Genomic DNA, 18,971 nt, shown 5'->3' on the forward strand with positions numbered 1-18,971 from the left:
CGCATGTGAGAGCATGGGAAACCGGTAAGATGCTTGAAACAGCATCCGGAGGCTTCTCATGCACCGCACCGACCTCAGCACCGTGCGCCAGCCCATCAGCAGCGCCCATGGCCTGCCAAACGCGCACTACGTGGACCCAGAGACATTTGACGAAGAACGCGGAGCCCTGTTGATGTCAGGTTGGTCCGGTTTAGCCGTCGCTGCCGATGTTCCGGAACCCGGTGATGCGATCCCCCTCACCTTCCTGGATATTCCGCTGTTATTGGTGCGCGACCGTGATGGCGAGGTGCGCGTCTTTCATAACATTTGCCGCCATCGCGGCATGATCCTTGTGGATACGCCACGCAAAATCGAAGGAGCGATCCGCTGTCCCTATCACAGTTGGTGCTATTCAACGAAAGGCCGCCTTGTGTCCACGCCGCATGTGGGCGGGCCGGGGCAGAACACGGCTGATGGCATTGATCGTGATCTGTTAAGCCTTGTGCCTGTGCGCAGCCACATCTGGCTGGGCGTCGTATGGATCAACCTGTCCGGAGAGGCCCCCGCCTTTGAGGATTCAAATGCCGATCTGCTTGCCCGTTGGGCCGAGTTTGACAAACCGCTGTACCATGGCGGCGCTGACAGCGCATTTCAGCTAGAAGTGAACTGCAACTGGAAGCTGGCGGTCGAAAATTATTGCGAGAGCTATCACTTGCCGTGGGTCCATCCCGGGCTGAACAGCTATTCCCGCCTTGAAGATCACTACCACATTGAAGCGGCGGGCCGGTTTTCGGGGCAAGGCACGCTCGTTTACCGCCAATTGACAGGCGATAACGGCCAGACATTTCCCGACTTTGAAGGGCTGAGCGACAAGTGGGATACCGCGTCTGAATACATCACCGCCTATCCCAATGTGCTGTTGGGCGTGCATCGTGACCACGCCTTTGCGATCATTCTTGTTCCGCAAGGCCCCGGGCGCACCGTTGAACATGTGCACCTGTTTTATGCCCAGCCCGACACTGACCCCGCCTTGCGCGCCAAAAATGCCGAACAATGGAAAACCGTGTTCGAGGAAGACATCTTTGTTGTCGAAGGCATGCAGCGCGGGCGACACTCACCCGGATTTGACGGAGGCCGCTTTTCACCGGCAATGGACGGGCCAACCCACATGTTCCATTCGTGGGTGGCCGAACACATGGCCCTGCACCGCGCGCAAGGCAAGGCTGCGGAGTGAGCGATCTGGACGCGCAGCTTCTTGCGGCGCACGAGGCCTATGATGTTCCGGCGTTGGTCGCGCTTTATCGGCAGGCGGCGGCCACCGCAGACAATGACGACGCCCGAGGGTTCTATCTGACCCATGCCCATGTGTTTGCTCTGGAAATCAACCATCCGGATACCGCACGTTTGCGCGATGCATTGATTGAGATGGGGCGGGAAAGCGCGCTTTAACGGGCGCCAGCCGCGATCTGCGCATAGATGTGCCAAGACGCATGCCCGAGCCACGGCAGGATCACCAGCAATCCTAGCAAACCCGGCAACATTGCCAATCCTAGCATGACCACGATCACTATCGCCCAGCCGATCATTGCGCGGCTGTACTCACGCACATAGGCCACGCTGCTGAGGATCGCCGTCATGTAATCGACCTCTCGTGCAAGGAGCAGCGGCAGACCCAGAACGCACATGGCAAAGAACAGGAAGGCGAACAGGCCCCCAATCACCGTCCCCAACGCCATCATCATCAAGCCGTCAGGGCTCAGAAACACATCAAGCGACGTCGTCACATTCACCATCGGCTTCAGCCCCAGAAACAGTGCAAAGATCATGTGACCGAGGAAAAACCAGAACAAGAGAGCGACCACCATCAACATCGACAGCCACGGGATTTGTCGCCCGCGTTCGACCCGCAATCGGTATAGGACGGCGCCGAGTGACACAGGTTCACCCGCACCAATGCGCCGGGACACCTCATACGTGCCAAGCGCACAAAGCGGGGCCACCAGTGGAAAGCCAAAGACTGCCAATATGAGCCAGAATGTGTGCCCGGCCCACATCGTTAGTCCCATCAGCAACCACCCCGTCAACACAGCACTCGCGCCCGCCAGAAGGCCAAACGCGGGGCGCGCCCGGAAATCAGCCCATCCAAGGCGCAGCGCGCGGGACATAAAGCCCTCGGGGGGGGCATGAAACGGGGGCACGCCTGCGGGCAGATCCGGGTACGGGTTGGTTTGGGTCATAGTATGTTCCCCCTACATTTTTGGTGGTCTGCGCCCCGGCCAGTCAGTTGCGCTGTGCCATGCGTCAGCAAGCCTTAATAGCTTTGCGTCGCTGCCGCGCCGTCCAATCAGCTGCAACCCCATGGGCAGATCATCTGGCCCTCCGAACCCTGCAGGCACGCAGACCGCAGGCAACCCGATCAGACTGGCGGCGATCACCACCTCCATCCACCTATGATATGTGTCCATCGCCGTTCCCGCAATCTCGCGCGGGTAATCCAGTGTCACATCAAAGGGCCACATCTGTGCGGAAGGTAGGGCCAGTACGTCATATTGATCAAACAGCGCTGCGGAGGTTTTGAACCAGTCCGAGCGGATGACACTGGCACGGTGCACGTCCATGGCAGACAGGGCAAAGCCCCGCTCGACCTCCCAGATGGCCGTGTCCTTCAGGTGATCGCGTTGTTCCGGATCAGCATAAAGAGGGGCGAGACCGCCCGCGACCGACCAACTGCGCAAGGTGATCCACGATTCCCACAGCGCATCCCGGTCAAAAGGAGCATCCAGCGCATCAACGCTCACTCCCATGTCCGCCATCTGACCAAGCGCGCCTTGGCACAGATCCAGAATACCCGGATCCATCGCCAACGCCCCGCCCCAATCTGCCAGCCAACCAACGCGCAATCCCTGTGCGCCACCCTCAATCTGAGGCAAAGTCGGAGCTTGTGTGACCCCATGTGGCTGACGCGAGTCTGGCCCGGCCATAGTGTCAAGCAATGCCGCCAGATCGCGTGGATTACGTGCCATCGGACCGTTGGTGGCCAGTTGGTGCAAAAACGTATCGCCCACCGGCTCAGAGGGTACTACCCCCCAGCTTGGTCGCATCCCGTAGACGTTGTTCCAGCCAGCGGGATTGCGCAGGGACCCCATCATGTCCGACCCATCCGCGACGCTCAGTATACCGGTGGCAAGCGCAACCCCTGCCCCGCCAGATGACCCGCCCGCACTGCGCGAGGTGTCATATGGGTTGCGTGTGGCGCCAAACACCGGGTTGATGCTGTGTGAGCCGAGCCCGAATTCCGGCGTGTTGGTTTTACCGATTACGATGGCTCCTGCCGCACGCAAGCGGGCAATTGCGACATCGTCGGTTTCAGCAATCGTTCCGGCAAACAATGGTGACCCCATCGAGGTCGGCAATCCGCCAGCATTGGCCAAATCCTTGACGGCCATCGGAATGCCGTGCAGCCACCCCTTTTGGGGGCTGGCATCCGCTGACGCCGCTTCGGCCATAAGGTCATCGCTGTTACGCAAGGACACAACGGCGTTCACTGTTCCGTTTACCGCTTCGATCCGGGCCAGTGTCGCTGCCATCAGGTCTTGCGCGCTGATCTCTCCCGCGTCCATCCGCGCCCGTAGGGCGAGTGCGCCATCATCGATCATGTGTGCCTCGTTCTTTAACGCAGACATTGGTCATCTGCTGGCACCAGCGTCTTCCCTTTGGCACGCAAGATCAAGGTCAGCTTTGAAAGGCAGCCCGATCAGTCGCCCTGCGCTTCGGCCCGGCTTTTGCCCGACACGTCCAGCGCCAGCGTTGCAGCCATAAAGCCATCAAGGTCACCATCCAGCACACCCTTGGTGTCGGATGTCTCGTAGTTGGTGCGCAGGTCTTTGACCATCTGGTAGGGTTGCAGCACGTAGGATCGGATCTGGTTGCCCCAGCCCGCATCGCCCTTGTTTTCATGCATCTCGTTGACGGCAGCGTTACGAAGATCCAACTCCATCTGATAAAGGCGGGATTTCAGGGCCTTCATCGCAATGTCGCGGTTCTGGTGCTGCGACTTTTCCGAACTGGTAACAACGATACCTGTCGGCGCGTGCGTGATCCGCACGGCCGAGTCAGTGGTGTTCACGTGCTGCCCGCCTGCCCCGGATGAACGATAGGTGTCGATACGGATGTCCGCCGGGTTCACCTCGATCTCGATATTGTCGTCGACCACCGGATAGACGCCGACAGAGGTAAAGGACGTGTGCCGCTTGGCCGCGCTGTCGAATGGGCTGATACGCACCAGACGGTGCACACCGGATTCAGATTTCAGCCAGCCATAGGCGTTGGTGCCGCTGATCTTGTAGGTGGCAGATTTTATGCCCGCCTCTTCCCCAGCGGACTCGGACTGCAATTCGACCTTGTAGCCCTTCTTTTCCGCCCAACGGACATACATGCGGGCCAGCATCGAAGCCCAGTCGCAGCTTTCTGTGCCACCCGCGCCAGAGTTGATCTCAAGAAAGGTGTCGTTGCCGTCGGCCTCACCATCCAGAAGCGCCTCAAGCTCTTTTTGCGCAGCAAGATCGGCCAGTGCCCTCAATGCAGCTTCTGCATCGGCCACAACCTCGGCGTCTTCTTCCATCTCGCCAAGCTCGATCAGCTCAATGTTGTCGGTCATGTCCTGAGAAATGCGGCCATGCACTTCAAGCGCGTCAACCAGCATTTGCCGATCGCGCATCAGTTTCTGCGCGGCCTCTGGATTGTCCCACAGGTTCGGGTCTTCTACGCGGGCGTTGAATTCTTCCAGCCGATGTTGGGCGGTCTCGATATCCAGACGTTGCGCCAACAAATCCACCGACTTTTCGATTTCGGTCACGATGTTCTGAATTTCGGCGCGCATCACGTTTCCCTTACCTGGCGAGCCTGTGAAATAGCCCAAGCCCCTGCGCGCCACAAGCGCCCTTCACCCCGTCAGATAAACTTCGAAGCGCACGCCATCACGAGAATGGCGAGCCGCCTGCCCAACCCCGAAAACGCCGTGTCAGTATAGGCCACCGGAACTCAACGATCCAAAGCTGGCCTTGGGCCCCACAACCGCCTTGCGCCCTGTGGATGTGGTAACTTCTCTCCCACTGGTTTGAACCTCTTCAAACAAAGGAAGGTCTTCTCCCATCGCAAAGCCACCGTCGAAGGCCAGACCAAAGATCGGATCTTCGCCGGAGCGGAAGTATTCGGCCACCACGTTTGGCCCGCTGGCATCGTCACTAAGACGTGCACCGGTAAAGCGGTCGATCTTGATAAAGTAACCTCCCGGAGGCACCTCAAATTCGCCGCCGCCGTATTTCTTGATCGCTTCGGTCATGAACTCCTGAAACACGGGGCCGCACATGCCTCCGCCAGATGCACCGCGTCCAAGGCCGCGCGGCTGGTCATACCCGATATAGCACCCAGCCGCGATGTTGCTGGAAAACCCGACGAACCAGACGTCTTTGGCATCGTTCGTTGTGCCCGTCTTGCCCGCAATCGGCACCGGCAGGTTCACAGTCCGCGCCGCGGTACCGCGTTCGACAACGCCCTGCATCATCGAGGTGAGCTGATAGGCCGTGATCGGGTCCATGATCTGTGCTCGGTTCGACGTGATGCGCGGGCCAAAGCCCGCATCAAGGCTCGCCAATTGCGTACAGTCATTACAGCCCCGTTCGTCGTGTCGATAAACCGTGCGACCAAACCTGTCCTGCACCCGGTCAACCAGCGTGGGCTGCACCCGCTCACCGCCGTTTGCAAACATCGCGTAGGCTGACACCATCTGATACAGCGTCGTTTCTTCGGAACCCAGAGAGTTGGCAAGGAAGGGCGACATGTAGTCATAGACCCCGAACCGCTCTGCATAGGAGGCGACTGTGTCCATCCCCACCTCTTCGGCGAGACGAATGGTCATCAGGTTCCGCGACCGTTCAATCCCGGTGCGCAAAGGTGTCGGGCCATAAAACTTGTTGGAGGAATTTCGTGGCCGCCACAGACCCTGCGGTGTGTTGATCTCAATCGGGGCGTCCACGACGATGGTCGCAGGGGTGTAGCCGCTATCGAGCGCGGCGGCATAGACAAAGGGTTTGAACGACGAACCGGGTTGCCGCTTGGCTTGTGTGGCCCGGTTGAACACCGAGTGCTGGTAGCTAAACCCACCTTGCATCGCGATCACGCGACCCGTGTCCACGTCCATCGCAACAAAGCCGCCTTGTGCCTCAGGCACCTGCCGCAGGGACCAACGGATAAATGCGCCGCCATCATCTTCGGTCATGGCACGCACGTGAACGACGTCACCAACTTCGAAATTGTCGACGAAATTACCCGAGATCCATTTGATGTCCTCGCGCGGGACAACCGGTTCCGGTTGACCTTCACTCCACCCTTCAATGCCAAGGCGTAACTGCTGTTCGCCGACCTCCAGCACAACAGCAGGTCGCCAAACACCATTCAGATCAATGTCGCGAGCGACGCGCAGGTTTGACAAAGCCTCCGCCCAGTTTTCCAACTGGTCGGCTTCGATCTTTTCGCCCGTTCCGCGCCACCTGCCCCGTCCTCGGTCATAGGTTTCAAGCTGTGTGCGCAGGGCCTTCGCGGCGATTGGCTGCATCTCGGCATCAATGGTGGCACGCACTGTGTAACCGCCAGTGAAAAACTCACCTTCGCCGAAATCCTCGCTCAACTGGCGGCGGATTTCGTCGGTAAAGTAATCGCGCGGCGGCAATTCGCCTTTGAAGCTGTCAAAGTCACCATTCTGGACCGAACGCAACGGCTTCGCGCGCTCTTCGTCGTAGGTCGCACCACTGATGAAACCATTTTCCATCATTTCCTTGAGCACAAAATTGCGCCGCGCCAGCAGGCGGTCTTTGCGCCGGACGGGATGATAGTCAGACGGGGCCTTGGGCAGCGAGGCAAGGAACGCCGCCTCGTGCGGCGCGAGCTCATCAAGGTTTTTGTTGAAATAGGTCTGGCTGGCCGCAGCCACACCATAGGAGTTCTGACCAAGGAAAATTTCGTTCAAGTACAGTTCGAGGATCTTTTCCTTGCTCAGCGCGCCCTCAACTCGGGCGGCGAGGATGATTTCCTTGATCTTGCGTTCTGCCTGACGGTCACCGGACAGAAGGAAGTTCTTCATCACCTGTTGCGTGATCGTCGAGGCGCCGCGGACATCCGCCCCCTTGGTGCGCACTGCGTCATAGGCCGCAGCCCCGATGCCGCGCAGGTCATACCCCTCGTGGGTGTAGAAATTCTTGTCTTCGGCGCTGATAAACGCCTGTTTGATCATCGGCGGAATCGCATCGGCGGGTGCAAAAAGACGCCGTTCCTGTGCGAATTCGTCGATGATCCGCCCCTCGCCAGAATAGATGCGCGAGATCGTGGCGGGCTGATACTGCGCCAGACTCTCGTGGCTGGGCAGGTCGCGCCCGTAAATCCACAGCACCGCCCCCACAGACAGCGCAATCATCGCCGCACCCATGGTGATGGTGGTGAAAATCCCACCGAAGAAGGACAAAATGAACCGAAGCATGACCGCTCGCACCTGTTTTAGACAAAGGTTGCTTTACGCCCTTATACGCGAGCCTTCCAGAGGCGTCAAAAGCCGCTTCCGCGACGTCTCGCCGATGTGAACTGACCCTACTGCCGCACCAATGGCTGGCGCGCCAGATCGGCATCGCGCCATGCGAGGATGCCAGTCGCCAACGCCTCAACCATCACTGCCCGCCAGATCGGATCGCGCAGGTTTGCCAGATCGCGCTTGTCCGACAGAAACCCGACCTCGACCAGAACGGATGGGATATCCGCACTCTTCAGCACTGAGAAGGATGCCTCGCGTCGAGGGCGCTTGTTCATTGGCCCGCCGGCCGTGGTCATCGCATCAATCAATGCGCTGGCCAGCGCACCTGTGCGCGGCATGGTTTCGACGCGCGCAAGGTCCATCAAAACCGAGGCCACCTGGTCATCTGTCCCACTCAGATCAACACCCGCGATGATGTCCGAACGATCGTGTTGGGCGGCAAGCTGGGCGGATGCCGCATCAGATGCCTCATCGGACAGGGTATAGACCGTCGCCCCGCGCGCCTGCCCCTCGCTAAGTGAATCCGCGTGCAGCGACACAAATGCATCCGCGCTGACCTGATGGGCCAGTGCTACCCGGCCAGTCAGTGAGACAAACCTGTCCGTGTCCCGCGTCAGCACCACCTCAACCCCACCGGCACGGCGCAAGACATCGCGCAAGGACAGTGCAACGCCAAGCATCAGTTCTTTTTCGGTGGTGCTGTCGCGAACCGCACCCGGATCAACGCCGCCGTGACCCGGATCGATCACGAGGACAAAGCTGTCTTCGGCAATTTCAGGCGGCGGCGCGGCGGCTTGCACACCCCAATCAGGATTGACGGGTGCTCCGGCGCGCGCCGCGAAGGTGCCGGCATCGACGTCTTCAAGCGTGATGCTGAGCACCGCAGCCCCGGTGCTGGTGTCCACGGGCATGCCAATCTCGACAGGCAGCATCGGACCATTCAAATCAGCCACAAGGCGCGACCAGCCCGGTTGGAACGTCCCGAAACGCGCGCTGGAAAAGCTTTCCGTCTCTCCCAGCAAGGCCTCGGCAGTGACACCGGCAAAATCAACCTCTCGGAAGTCGGCAACAAGGCGCGCGGGTTCGTCCAACACAAAAACCCGAAACGGCACCCCCTGACTGAGAGCGAGGGACAATGTGGTGCCCCCCAACCAGCCATCCTCGACCGAGCTTTGCGCCATATCCACGCGGGCCAGTCCCGATAGGTCCTGCGCGCTCGCGCTCAAAGCGCAAACCCAGATCATGAGTGCCGTGAAAAGTGCCCGCATCGCTTTGCCCGCTTTTTTTTGGGCAGCATAGGCCAATCACACCGGCACGGGAATCCCCCTATCTACGTTTGGCCATGAAATCGGACAATCGCCGCAACCCTTCGGATATGTCCTCGGTCTTGCGGGCATAAGAAAAGCGCAGTGTTGTGTGCCCACGCACAGGATCAAAATCCAATCCCGGCGTGATGGCCACATCCGCTTTGTCCAGTATCTCTGCTGCGAGGGCGCGAGAATCGTGCGTGATATCAGAGACATCAGCATAAACGTAAAACGCCCCATCCGGCGGCGCGATGTGCGTGAAGCCTGCCTTTGGCAGCCCTTCAAGCATGAGTGCGCGGTTGGCGCGGTAGACGTCCATATTTCCCTGCAACTCGTCATGCGCATCCATCGCGGCAAGCGCTGCGACCTGAGACGCGTGCGGCGCGCAAATGAACATGTTCTGCGCGATACGTTCCACCACGCGCACATGATCAGGAGGCACCACCATCCATCCAACGCGCCAGCCTGTCATCGAGAAATACTTGGAGAACGAATTGATGACATAGACGTCGTCGCTGACCTCAAGGGCACTGACAGCGCGTCGCTCATATTCGATCCCGTGGTAAATCTCGTCACTGATAAAACTGATGTCGCGGGCGTGGGCTGCGTCAATTAATTCAGACATCGCGCTGCGATCCAGCATCGTGCCCGTTGGATTGCCAGGCGAAGCCACCAAAAGGCCGGCCAGATCGATATCCGCGAAATCGGCTGGCACAGGCTGCAACCGGTTGGCATCTGTCGTTGGCAGGTCAACAGGCTGGAACCCGAGTCCGGCAAGGATCTGGCGATAACTGGGATAGCCCGGCGCGCCGATGCCAACACGGTCGCCGCTGTCAAAAAGGGCATTGAAGGCGAGGATAAAGCCGCCCGACGCGCCCGAGGTTACAATCACCCGGTCCGGGTCCAGATCGACGTTGTACCACGCGCCGTAAAGCTGAGCGATACGGGTACGCAAAGCTGGCAGGCCCAAAGCGACCGTGTATCCCAATGGCCCCTCCTCCATCGCCGCGCTCAGTGCGCGGACGGCCGCTTGTGGCGCGCCTGTGCCCGGCTGACCCACTTCCATATGGATAATGTGACGCCCCGCGCTTTCGGCGGCCCGCGCCGCCTCCATCACGTCCATCACGATAAAAGGGTCGACTTCACTGCGTCTTGAGGTTCGCATGCGCACTCCTATGATGCTGTCCATGACCTTTCATACCTGCGCGCGTCGTGCGTCAATACTGATCCTGACCTTTGCTCTGGCATTGCCTGCGCGGGCGGTGTCGCTGCTTGGGAACGCAGACATCGAATATGCGCTGGCGCAGGTGGCCGTGGCATATGCCAAGGGCACGAACCGTGGTATGGCCTCGCTGGTCGCTGTCGAACGCTTTGCTTTACGCGGCAGTCTGGAAGACGCCGGAATTCACGCAAAAACGGACCACGGGTTTGTTACCTAAAGGCTCTGGACCTTGGCAACGGGCGCATGATGTGTTCCTTGCGTCAGAACGCGCTGCAAAGAGAAAGAGATAAACTATGTTTCGCACCCTCGCCGCTTCCTGCCTATTGGCGCTCAGCCTTTCCCTGCCCGCACAGGCAGTTGATCTCAGTACAATGACCGACGAAGAGCGCGCGATTTTCCGCGAGGAAGTGCGCGCCTACCTGATGGAGAACCCAAAGGTGATCATGGACGCGGTCGCTGTGCTCGAGGAACGCGAGCAAGCCGCACAGGCCCAGGCCGACCTGAGCCTTGTCAGTGACAACGCCGATGAGATTTTCAACGACGGTTACAGCTTTGTCGCGGGCAACCCCGAAGGTGACATCACGCTGGTCGAATTTCTCGATTACCGCTGTGGGTTCTGCAAACGCGCCCATGGAGAAGTCGCCAAGTTGCTGGAAACCGACGGCAATATCCGTCTGGTTGTGAAAGAGTTCCCGATCCTAGGAGAACAATCACTGCTCGCTTCGCGCTTTGCCGTGGCGACCAAACAGATTGCGGGCGACGACGCCTATGCCGGTCTGCATGATGCACTGATGGTGATGAACGGCGATGTTAACATGCGCTCACTCAAGCGTATGGCGAGCACCTTTGGTCTGGATGCTGACGCGATCGAGGCCCACATGAACAGCGACGAAGTCACCGAAGAGATCCGGCGCACCCGCGCGCTTGCGCAGCGGCTTTCGATCACGGGCACGCCAACCTTTGTGCTTGAAGATGAATTGGTGCGCGGGTTCCTGCCCTATGATCAGATGCAGGCGCTGATCGACGAAAAGCGCGGATGAACGACACGCGCGCCCAGTTTCGCGCTCTGCACGTCGCAGGTAACCCGCTTGTGATGCCGAACCCTTGGGATGTGGGCAGTGCGCGGATGTTGGCTGCGTTGGGCGCAAAAGCGTTCGGTTCTACGAGTGCCGGAGCAGCCTTTTTCATGGGTCGGCAAGAGGGCACACTGAGCTTTGACGAAATGCTGGATGCGGCTTGCGCGCTTGGCGACGCCACGGGCCTACCCGTCACTGCTGATCTTGAAAGCTGCGGCGGCGACGGACCGGACGATGTAGCGCGCGCCATCAAGGTCGCAGCCGCACGCCCCATCGCTGGCGCTTCTATTGAAGACATCAGCGCTGATGGCCAACCCTTTGGCTTGACACAAGCCATCGACAGGGTGAGCGCGGCTGTGGATGCAGCAAAAGACACTGGGCTGGTCATCACCGCGCGTGCTGAGGCGATGCAATGGCCGACAGGCGATCTCGACGATGTTTGCAATCGCATCTCGGCTTTTGCCAAGGTGGGCGCAGATGTCGTTTACGCTCCGGGCCTTGGCAATGCCGAAATGGTACGCGCCGTGGTCAAGGCAGCCGGTGATGTGCCGGTGAACATGCTCGTAGGCAGCAATGAGGGCGCGTTTAGCGTCGCATCGTTGGCCAATCTGGGGGTGGCGCGGATCAGCACGGGTGCCGCACTTGCCCGTGCGGCTTATGGTGCCGTGATCGACATGATGCGCGACGTTTTGGAGAGCGGGCGTATTCAATATCCAGCCACAACAGCTAGCTTTGACGAAATTCAGGCCCTGCTACCTAAGTCGTCCCAATAGCGGTTATTCTGCCGCCTGCACGTCTTCGGCGGCGGCAGCGTCCAATTCAGCCGCCTTTTTCTCCACCTGCTCTACGATGTGGTCGACCATGCTGGCGTTGTCCTGTTTGTGGCTTTGCTTGCCCGCCAGATAGACCATGCCATGCCCGGCACCGCCGCCAGTAAAGCCGACATCCGTCATCAGCGCCTCACCCGGACCGTTCACCACGCAACCGATAATGCTGAGGCTCATGGGTGTCTTGATATGGGCCAGCCGATCTTCGAGCGCTTCAACCGTCTTGATCACATCAAACCCTTGGCGCGCGCAAGACGGGCAAGAGATGATGTTCACGCCGCGATGGCGCAGGCCGAGCGATTTGAGAATCTCATAGCCCACTTTGACCTCTTCCACCGGGTCGGCAGACAGGGACACTCGGATCGTGTCGCCAATGCCCATCCACAACAGTTGCCCCAGCCCAATGGCCGATTTGATTGTGCCAGAGGTCAGCCCACCCGCCTCGGTGATCCCTAGGTGAATCGGGGCGTCCGTGGCGTCTGCAAGCTGCTGATAGGCGGCGGCGGCCATGAACACGTCCGACGCCTTGCAGCTGATTTTGAACTCGTGGAAATCGTTGTCTTGCAGGATCTTGATGTGATCAAGACCGCTTTCCACCATCGCATCCGGCGTGGGTTCACCGTATTTGTCGAGCAGGTGTTTTTCCAATGATCCAGCGTTCACCCCAATCCGGATTGAACAGTTGTGATCGCGCGCCGCCTTGATGACTTCCTTGACCCGCTTTTCATCACCGATATTGCCCGGATTGATCCGCAAACAAGCGGCCCCCGCCTCTGCCGCTTCGATCCCACGCTTGTAGTGGAAATGAATGTCGGCGACCAAAGGGACCGGGCTTTCGCGCACGATCTCTTTCATGGCCTTTGCACTGTCCTGATCCGGGACCGAGACGCGCACGATGTCCGCGCCCGCTTCGGCTGCCGCCTGCACCTGTTCAATCGTGGCACGCGCGTCGGTCGTAAGCGTATTGGTCATCGTCTGCACGGTGATAGGGGCATCGCCCCCGACAGGCACATTGCCCACCATGATCTGACGGCTCTTGCGCCGATAGATATTGCGCCATGGACGGATGTGATTGATCGACATGTCAGCAGCCTTGGGACGTGAAACAGTTGTCAGCCTAGATAGGCAGTCTTGCAACGCCCGGCAATGGCCGCAGGGTCGCGGTTCGGCGTTATTCTGAAGGGTCCGTTACAGTCGCGGCCCGCGCCTCTGCGTAGCGAATAAGGCCTTCATCGGTGCTGGCCTCGACGGGAAGATACGTCTCTTGCAGGCCTGCAATTTCCAAAGGCAGATTGGACGTGACAGCGCCTGTTTCACCGACAGGTCCATAGAACTTGTCATTCATGGCAAAATAGATCGCACCGCTCTCGCCGGTGCGAAGAGTCGGTGCTTCTTCGGTCAAGGGCGCTTCCCATGTATCGCCAGCTTGCATCGTCGCTTCGAAAATCACTGTCCCATCAGCGGCACGCACACGCACCCAAGAGGGGCGCACAGCAACCATTGTTAATGCCGCGGCCTGTGCCTCAACAACCTGAGGCACGGAGGGCGGACCAAATGGCGAAATATCCTCGATGCCCGCGACCTGAGATGTATCGGCCTCGGGCTGCGCAAAGGCACCCAGCTCGCGTGGATTGAGTGTCGCGATTGGCGCGTCGCGGGCAACCAACACAGGCACGTCCAGCGCTTGGGGACGGTAAAGTCGACCCAATACGTCAGCGCGCGGCGTTTCGATGTCTGGGCCCAAAACAGTTTCCAGAGGAGCCACGCCAGCCAATGGGTCAAGGTCTGATAGCACGACAGGAGTTTGATCGACCGGAGCGACTTGCACCCGCTGGACTTCTTGCAGGATCGAATATCCGCCAAATCCAAGCCCACCGATCAATGCCAGCAAGACCAATGTCGAACCAATCGCACGGGGTTCGATACCAGACCAAACAGCCTCGCCTGCAGGAACAAAGGGTGTATTGGTCGTGGAAAAGATATCGCCAGCGGGCCGACGGCTCATCCGCTCTTCGCGGCTGGGCTTTTTGACCACCGACGCATCTGCCGACATGCCGTGGGCAACCGAAAATCCACTTTCCTCGCAAAACGCGCCAAAAGCACGATCAGGGTCCATGTTCAGATAACGCGCATAGGAGCGTACGTAACCGGCAATGAAACCGGGAGTGTCAAAAGCGTCGGGGTCACAGGACTCAATGGCTGCGATGTAACTTGCTTTGATCCGCAACTCGCGCTGAACATCCAGGAGGGATTTGCCAAGGGTGGCCCGCTCGCCGCGCATGACGTCGCCGAGTCGCAACTCGAAGTCGTCAAAGCTCTTTGGCTCTGCGTCAGAAGTATTCTCAGATATGACGGATTTCCGCCCGATCATGCCACTGCCCCAATTGTATCCTGTGTTAACGAACCTGTCCCTCACGATTCGCTCCACGCGTGTTGTTAAACACTGCGTAGCACAAGACAACGTGAATTGCGACTAAACTTGAACCTATCCGGCGTTCTCAGCGCGATTAAGCGCACAATGCGACCAAAGTTCATCCATGGCCTGCACCAGAGCGTCCATTTCCTTTGGTCCGTGCACGGGCGACGGCGTAAAGCGCAACCGCTCGGTCCCGCGCGGCACGGTGGGAAAGTTGATCGGCTGCACATAGATGCCATGGTTTTCCAGCAGCATATCGCTCAAAATCTTGGTGTGTACCGGATTGCCGACCATCACCGGCACGATGTGGCTGCCATGATCAATGATCGGCAGTCCCATCCCCTTGAGGCGCAGTTTGAGCACCTTTGCCTGCGCCTGATGATCTGAGCGCAGGTTTTCGGCCGTCTTGAGAAACGCCACCGATGCAGCTGCCCCGGCAGCCACCGCTGGCGGCAATGATGTCGTGAAGATGAACCCCGGCGCATAAGACCTTATGGCGTCACACATTTTCGCAGATGCAGCGATGTACCCGCCCATCACACCGTACGCTTTGGCAAGCGTCCCGTTGATGATGTCGATCCGCCCCATCAGCCCGTCACGTTCAGCCACACCGCCACCGCGCGGACCGTACATGCCGACGGCGTGTACCTCGTCGATATAGGTCAGTGCGCCAAATTCTTCTGCCAGATCGCAAATGGCTTTGATCGGACCAAAATCACCATCCATCGAATAAATCGACTCAAAGGCGATAACCTTGGGGGCGGCGGGATCATCCGCAGCCAGCAACTCACGCAAATGATCCAAGTCATTGTGGCGGAACACTCGCTTGGCCCCGCCATTGCGGCGCACCCCTTCGATCATCGAGGCGTGATTGAGGGCATCGGAGTAAATTATGAGACCAGGAAACAATTTGGGCAATGTGCTTAAAGTTGCGTCATTCGCGATGTAAGCGCTTGTAAACAACAGCGCCGCTTCTTTGCCATGCAGATCGGCAAGTTCCGCCTCAAGCCGCTTGTGATAGACCGTGGTACCCGAAATATTGCGCGTCCCGCCAGAACCAGCGCCCGTTGCATCAATTGCCTCATGCATTGCTTTGAGAACAATAGGGTTTTGCCCCATGCCAAGATAGTCATTGCCGCACCATACAGTGATCGGCGCCTGGGTGCCGTCAGGGCGCGTCCAGAGCGCATGCGGAAACTGACCCTTTTGCCGTTCAATATCGATAAACGTGCGATAGCGACCTTCGTCGTGAAGGCGTTGCAGGGCGTCATCCAATTGGGCTGTATAGTTCACCGAACGGCTCCGTCTTGGTCATTATTTGGCACAACGTGTCCACGCTCCACCCTTTTTAGAACAGATATAGACTGCACGAATGTCCTTCAATGCTAATCAAATGCGCGTCATGTCGCAGGTCTGTTATTCCTGACCTGCATCAAACATGTTCTGAACTCCAGCACTATTGAACCAATTCAAGCAGCACCTCTGGACACTGGGCACGGCAAGGATACTCTTGCCCCATCATCCAACAGGAGTCTCCATGACCCTCGACGCAGTCCTCGCCCGCATCGACGCAGACCTGCCACAAGCCACTGACCGCTTGCTTGACCTGCTGCGCATCCCTTCGATTTCGACCGACCCGGCCTTTGAAGGGGATTGCGACACCGCCGCCGACTGGCTGGTGGCTGATCTGCAAAGCCTTGGCGTGAAAGCCGAAAAACGCCCCACACCGGGGCACCCGATGGTCGTGGGCCATGTCGAGGGCGACGGCCCACATCTGCTGTTTTATGGACATTACGACGTACAACCCGTCGATCCACTCGATCTGTGGGACCGCGATCCATTTGATCCGGAAATTCAGGATACCGATGCCGGCAAGGTGATCCGAGGGCGTGGATCATCCGATGACAAGGGACAGTTAATGACCTTTGTCGAGGCGTGTCGCGCATGGAAGGCCGAACATGGCACCCTGCCCTGTCGAATCACGTTTTTCTTTGAGGGAGAAGAAGAAAGCGGCTCGCCCTCTCTTGTCCCATTCATGCAGGAGAACGCAGAAGAGCTGAAATCCGACCTTGCCCTTATCTGCGACACCGGGCTGTTTGAATCGCGCGTGCCCGCGATTGTCACCATGCTGCGTGGGTTGCTCGGAGAAGAGATCACTGTCACCGCCCCTGATAAGGATTTGCATTCGGGCATGTATGGCGGCATCGCGATGAACCCGATCCGGGTGCTGTCGCGAGTTCTCGCCTCACTCCATGACGACACTGGGCGGATTACGGTGCCGGGGTTCTATGATGGTGTTCCAGAATTGCCCGACAACATTCGCCAGCAATGGCAGGGCCTTGCCTTTGATCACGCCAAATTCCTGGGCGATGTGGACCTATCTGTGCCAGCGGGCGAAGTGGACCGCACTCCGATCGAAATGATCTGGTCACGGCCCACCTGTGAAATCAACGGAATATGGGGCGGCTATACTGGTGCGGGGTTCAAGACCGTGCTGCCAAGCAAGGCACAGGCCAAAGTCAGCTTTCGCCTCGTAGGAGATCAGGATCCGCTCGTCATCCGCGAGAGTTTCCGCCAGATGGTCCGCGACGCCATGCCGCCAGATTGCGAAGTCGAATTTCACGGCCATGGCGCAGGATCCGCTTCGATCACCGAAACCACAGACCCGGCGTTTGAACAAGCACGCACAGCACTAAGCGACGAATGGAACATCCCTGCAGCCTACGTGGGCTGTGGCGGATCGATCCCCATTGCGGGCCATTTTCAAGACATTCTTGGCACGACCCCCATGCTGGTCGGCTTTGGCAAGGACGACGACCAGATCCACTCACCAAATGAAAAGTACGATCTGGAAAGCTTTCACAAAGGCATCCGCAGCTGGGCCCGTATACTCGACGCCCTCACTTGAGGTGCCGGATAAAGTCGCGGGGCGCGCACCTGTGCATATCAAAAACGTAGGTCGTCATGCCGTATTTCACCACGCCTGAAGACATCACAATCGCCTATGACGTCATAGGCGATGGCCCGCCTGTCCTGTTGCTGCACGGGTTTCCGCAAACCCGCGCCATGTGGCACGCGATTGCTCCGGCCTTGGCAGAGCGTTTCACAGTCGTCTCGGCCGACTTGCGCGGCTATGGCGACAGCAGCAAACCTGATGCGATGCAGGACATGAGCTTTCGACATATGGCCAACGATCAAGTCGCGTTGATGCAACATTTGGCATTTGAACAGTTCCATCTGGTCGGCCACGACCGAGGTGCCCGGACGGCGCATCGGTTGGCGCTAGATCACTCAGGAATGGTCAAATCCCTGACTCTGATGGATATCGTACCCACTCATCTGTTGCTTGATCAGCTGACCCAAGACGTCGCGCGTGCCTATTACCATTGGTTCTTTCTGGCCCAACCCACTCCCTTTCCCGAAACCCTGATCGGGTATGACCCAGATGCCTATTTCGAATCCTGTCTTGCGGGCTGGGGCGGAGGCATGGAGGGCTTCGACCCGTCAGCGCTAGAGGCCTATCGCAAATCCTGGCGATCGCCAGCTTGCATCAAATCGATGTGTAACGATTACCGCGCCGGGATTGATGTGGATTTTGATCTGGATGCGCGTGACTTGGATCGACAGATCGAGGTGCCGGCACTTGTTCTATACGGTGCGGACGGAGCTATGGGGCAGGCATACGACGTGCCTGCGACATGGCAGAATCGTTTGAGCGATATGCAAAGCGCGGGACTGCCGGGGGGTCACTTTTTTCCCGACACGAATCCCAAAGAGACGGTGTACGCCCTGCTCGAATTCCTGCGCGCCCAGACACTTTGATTTGATGCACCAGTTTCCTAACTCGTAAACTGCATCCCCAAATGAAAAAGCCGCCCCTCGTGAGAGGAGCGGCTTTTCTCGCAGCAGTGGCGCGGTTGACGGGGCTCGAACCCGCGACCCCCGGCGTGACAGGCCGGTACTCTAACCAACTGAGCTACAACCGCCCGCTGCGTTCTGGCGTATTATGGCGCGGGCCCGCCCTCGTCAAGCGGGGTTTTGATGCAAAAGGTGCAATTTTGTTAAGAAGGTTTCCCGGACACTGAAATCAGCCGGTAAACAGACGGCCACGAAACACGAACAGACGTGACCGCGACCCCGGAAATACTGCTTTCGAAGGGGGCTGATTCCATTCCTCCCCAGCTCGCATACAGTGAGCGGGCGGCCTGGTTTCCCGCCAAGACCTCCAACCAAAGCTGATCGCCCCCCTGCTGCACGACATGCCGCACGCAGGCTTCAAACAGCGCGCGCCCATATCCTGCCCCTCGATAGAGGGTGTCTACATGCAGGCTCATCAGCAACGGCCCATCCGGATGATCCAGGCACAGCCGGGCGAACCCCGTCAGAAGATCGTCCTTGATCGCAACAAGAGCGAAATCAGGCACCGATGGCACCTGTGCCCACCGTCGCGCCATGTCCCGGACCACCGGATCCCCCAGAAAAGCAGGATCAACGAGCCCTGCATAACTTTCGCGCCAATTACGCAGATGCAGCGCACTGACGGCCGCCAGATCGCCGGTGTCCAT

The 18,971-nt window shown here is 58.8% G+C and carries 17 protein-coding genes and 1 tRNA gene; 7 read left to right on the forward strand and 11 right to left on the reverse strand.

Annotated features, from left to right (window positions below):
- Positions 1-58 precede the first annotated feature (58 nt).
- The gene (locus DHN60_RS02710; RefSeq protein ID WP_108835692.1) at positions 59-1,213 is read left to right on the forward strand and encodes an aromatic ring-hydroxylating dioxygenase subunit alpha; all 1,155 of its coding nucleotides are present in this window, start codon (positions 59-61) and stop codon (positions 1,211-1,213) included.
- Positions 1,210-1,428 carry a hypothetical protein gene (locus DHN60_RS02715; RefSeq protein ID WP_108835693.1) on the forward strand — a complete coding sequence of 73 codons (219 nt, stop codon included), beginning with the start codon at positions 1,210-1,212 and terminating at the stop codon, positions 1,426-1,428. Before DHN60_RS02710 ends, DHN60_RS02715 begins: the two co-directional genes overlap by 4 nt.
- On the opposite strand, the gene DHN60_RS02720 is transcribed toward DHN60_RS02715, so the two are convergent.
- The 6 genes from DHN60_RS02720 to DHN60_RS02745 all read right to left on the reverse strand — a co-directional run bounded on the left by DHN60_RS02720 (position 1,425) and on the right by DHN60_RS02745 (position 10,030).
- Positions 1,425-2,216, reverse strand: a complete 792-nt coding sequence (locus DHN60_RS02720) for a DUF2189 domain-containing protein (RefSeq protein ID WP_234423494.1) — start codon at positions 2,214-2,216, stop codon at positions 1,425-1,427. The two genes, DHN60_RS02715 and DHN60_RS02720, sit on opposite strands and share 4 nt — an antisense overlap.
- A gap of 12 nt (positions 2,217-2,228) precedes the next feature.
- Complete coding sequence (locus DHN60_RS02725) at positions 2,229-3,662, reverse strand: amidase (protein WP_108835694.1); 1,434 nt, start codon at positions 3,660-3,662, stop codon at positions 2,229-2,231.
- A gap of 71 nt (positions 3,663-3,733) precedes the next feature.
- Positions 3,734-4,858: a peptide chain release factor 2 gene (gene prfB / locus DHN60_RS02730; protein WP_108835695.1), complete on the reverse strand. Its 1,125-nt coding sequence runs from the start codon at positions 4,856-4,858 to the stop codon at positions 3,734-3,736.
- Between the two features lie 141 nt (positions 4,859-4,999).
- Positions 5,000-7,510, reverse strand: coding sequence for a penicillin-binding protein 1A (locus DHN60_RS02735; protein ID WP_108835696.1), 2,511 nt, complete (start codon positions 7,508-7,510; stop codon positions 5,000-5,002).
- Positions 7,511-7,617: 107 nt separating this feature from the next.
- Positions 7,618-8,826, reverse strand: a complete 1,209-nt coding sequence (locus DHN60_RS02740; protein WP_108835927.1) for an N-acetylmuramoyl-L-alanine amidase — start codon at positions 8,824-8,826, stop codon at positions 7,618-7,620.
- Positions 8,827-8,884: 58 nt separating this feature from the next.
- Positions 8,885-10,030 carry a pyridoxal phosphate-dependent aminotransferase gene (locus DHN60_RS02745; RefSeq protein ID WP_108835928.1) on the reverse strand — a complete coding sequence of 382 codons (1,146 nt, stop codon included), beginning with the start codon at positions 10,028-10,030 and terminating at the stop codon, positions 8,885-8,887.
- 22 nt (positions 10,031-10,052) lie between these two features.
- Between DHN60_RS02745 and DHN60_RS02750 the strand changes: the two genes are divergently transcribed.
- The 3 genes from DHN60_RS02750 (at position 10,053) to DHN60_RS02760 (ending at position 11,936) form a co-directional block, all read left to right on the forward strand.
- Entirely contained in the window at positions 10,053-10,304 is a 252-nt protein-coding gene (locus tag DHN60_RS02750; protein ID WP_159089089.1) for a hypothetical protein, read from the forward strand.
- Between the two features lie 76 nt (positions 10,305-10,380).
- Positions 10,381-11,127, forward strand: coding sequence for a DsbA family protein (locus tag DHN60_RS02755; RefSeq protein WP_108835698.1), 747 nt, complete (start codon positions 10,381-10,383; stop codon positions 11,125-11,127).
- Positions 11,124-11,936: an oxaloacetate decarboxylase gene (locus DHN60_RS02760; RefSeq protein WP_108835699.1), complete on the forward strand. Its 813-nt coding sequence runs from the start codon at positions 11,124-11,126 to the stop codon at positions 11,934-11,936. Before DHN60_RS02755 ends, DHN60_RS02760 begins: the two co-directional genes overlap by 4 nt.
- Before the next feature lie 3 nt (positions 11,937-11,939).
- On the opposite strand, the gene ispG is transcribed toward DHN60_RS02760, so the two are convergent.
- The 3 genes from ispG to hemA form a co-directional block, all read right to left on the reverse strand.
- Positions 11,940-13,073, reverse strand: coding sequence for a flavodoxin-dependent (E)-4-hydroxy-3-methylbut-2-enyl-diphosphate synthase (gene ispG / locus DHN60_RS02765; RefSeq protein ID WP_108835700.1), 1,134 nt, complete (start codon positions 13,071-13,073; stop codon positions 11,940-11,942).
- Between the two features lie 88 nt (positions 13,074-13,161).
- Positions 13,162-14,361: a helix-turn-helix domain-containing protein gene (locus DHN60_RS02770; RefSeq protein ID WP_108835701.1), complete on the reverse strand. Its 1,200-nt coding sequence runs from the start codon at positions 14,359-14,361 to the stop codon at positions 13,162-13,164.
- A gap of 114 nt (positions 14,362-14,475) precedes the next feature.
- Positions 14,476-15,699, reverse strand: coding sequence for a 5-aminolevulinate synthase (hemA, locus tag DHN60_RS02775; RefSeq protein ID WP_108835702.1), 1,224 nt, complete (start codon positions 15,697-15,699; stop codon positions 14,476-14,478).
- A 244-nt stretch (positions 15,700-15,943) separates the two neighbouring features.
- Between hemA and DHN60_RS02780 the strand changes: the two genes are divergently transcribed.
- Together DHN60_RS02780 and DHN60_RS02785 are read left to right on the forward strand one after the other, a co-directional pair.
- Positions 15,944-17,314 (forward strand): M20/M25/M40 family metallo-hydrolase, encoded by a 1,371-nt coding sequence (locus DHN60_RS02780; protein WP_108835703.1) that lies wholly within the window; start codon positions 15,944-15,946, stop codon positions 17,312-17,314.
- A gap of 56 nt (positions 17,315-17,370) precedes the next feature.
- Positions 17,371-18,228 (forward strand): alpha/beta fold hydrolase, encoded by an 858-nt coding sequence (locus DHN60_RS02785; protein ID WP_108835704.1) that lies wholly within the window; start codon positions 17,371-17,373, stop codon positions 18,226-18,228.
- 87 nt (positions 18,229-18,315) lie between these two features.
- On the opposite strand, the gene DHN60_RS02790 is transcribed toward DHN60_RS02785, so the two are convergent.
- A tRNA-Asp gene (locus DHN60_RS02790) sits at positions 18,316-18,392 on the reverse strand.
- A 75-nt stretch (positions 18,393-18,467) separates the two neighbouring features.
- Positions 18,468-18,971 carry a GNAT family N-acetyltransferase gene (locus DHN60_RS02795; RefSeq protein ID WP_234423495.1) on the reverse strand — a complete coding sequence of 168 codons (504 nt, stop codon included), beginning with the start codon at positions 18,969-18,971 and terminating at the stop codon, positions 18,468-18,470.

The organism is Tateyamaria sp. Alg231-49 (assembly GCF_900143535.1).
Lineage (GTDB): Bacteria > Pseudomonadota > Alphaproteobacteria > Rhodobacterales > Rhodobacteraceae > Tateyamaria.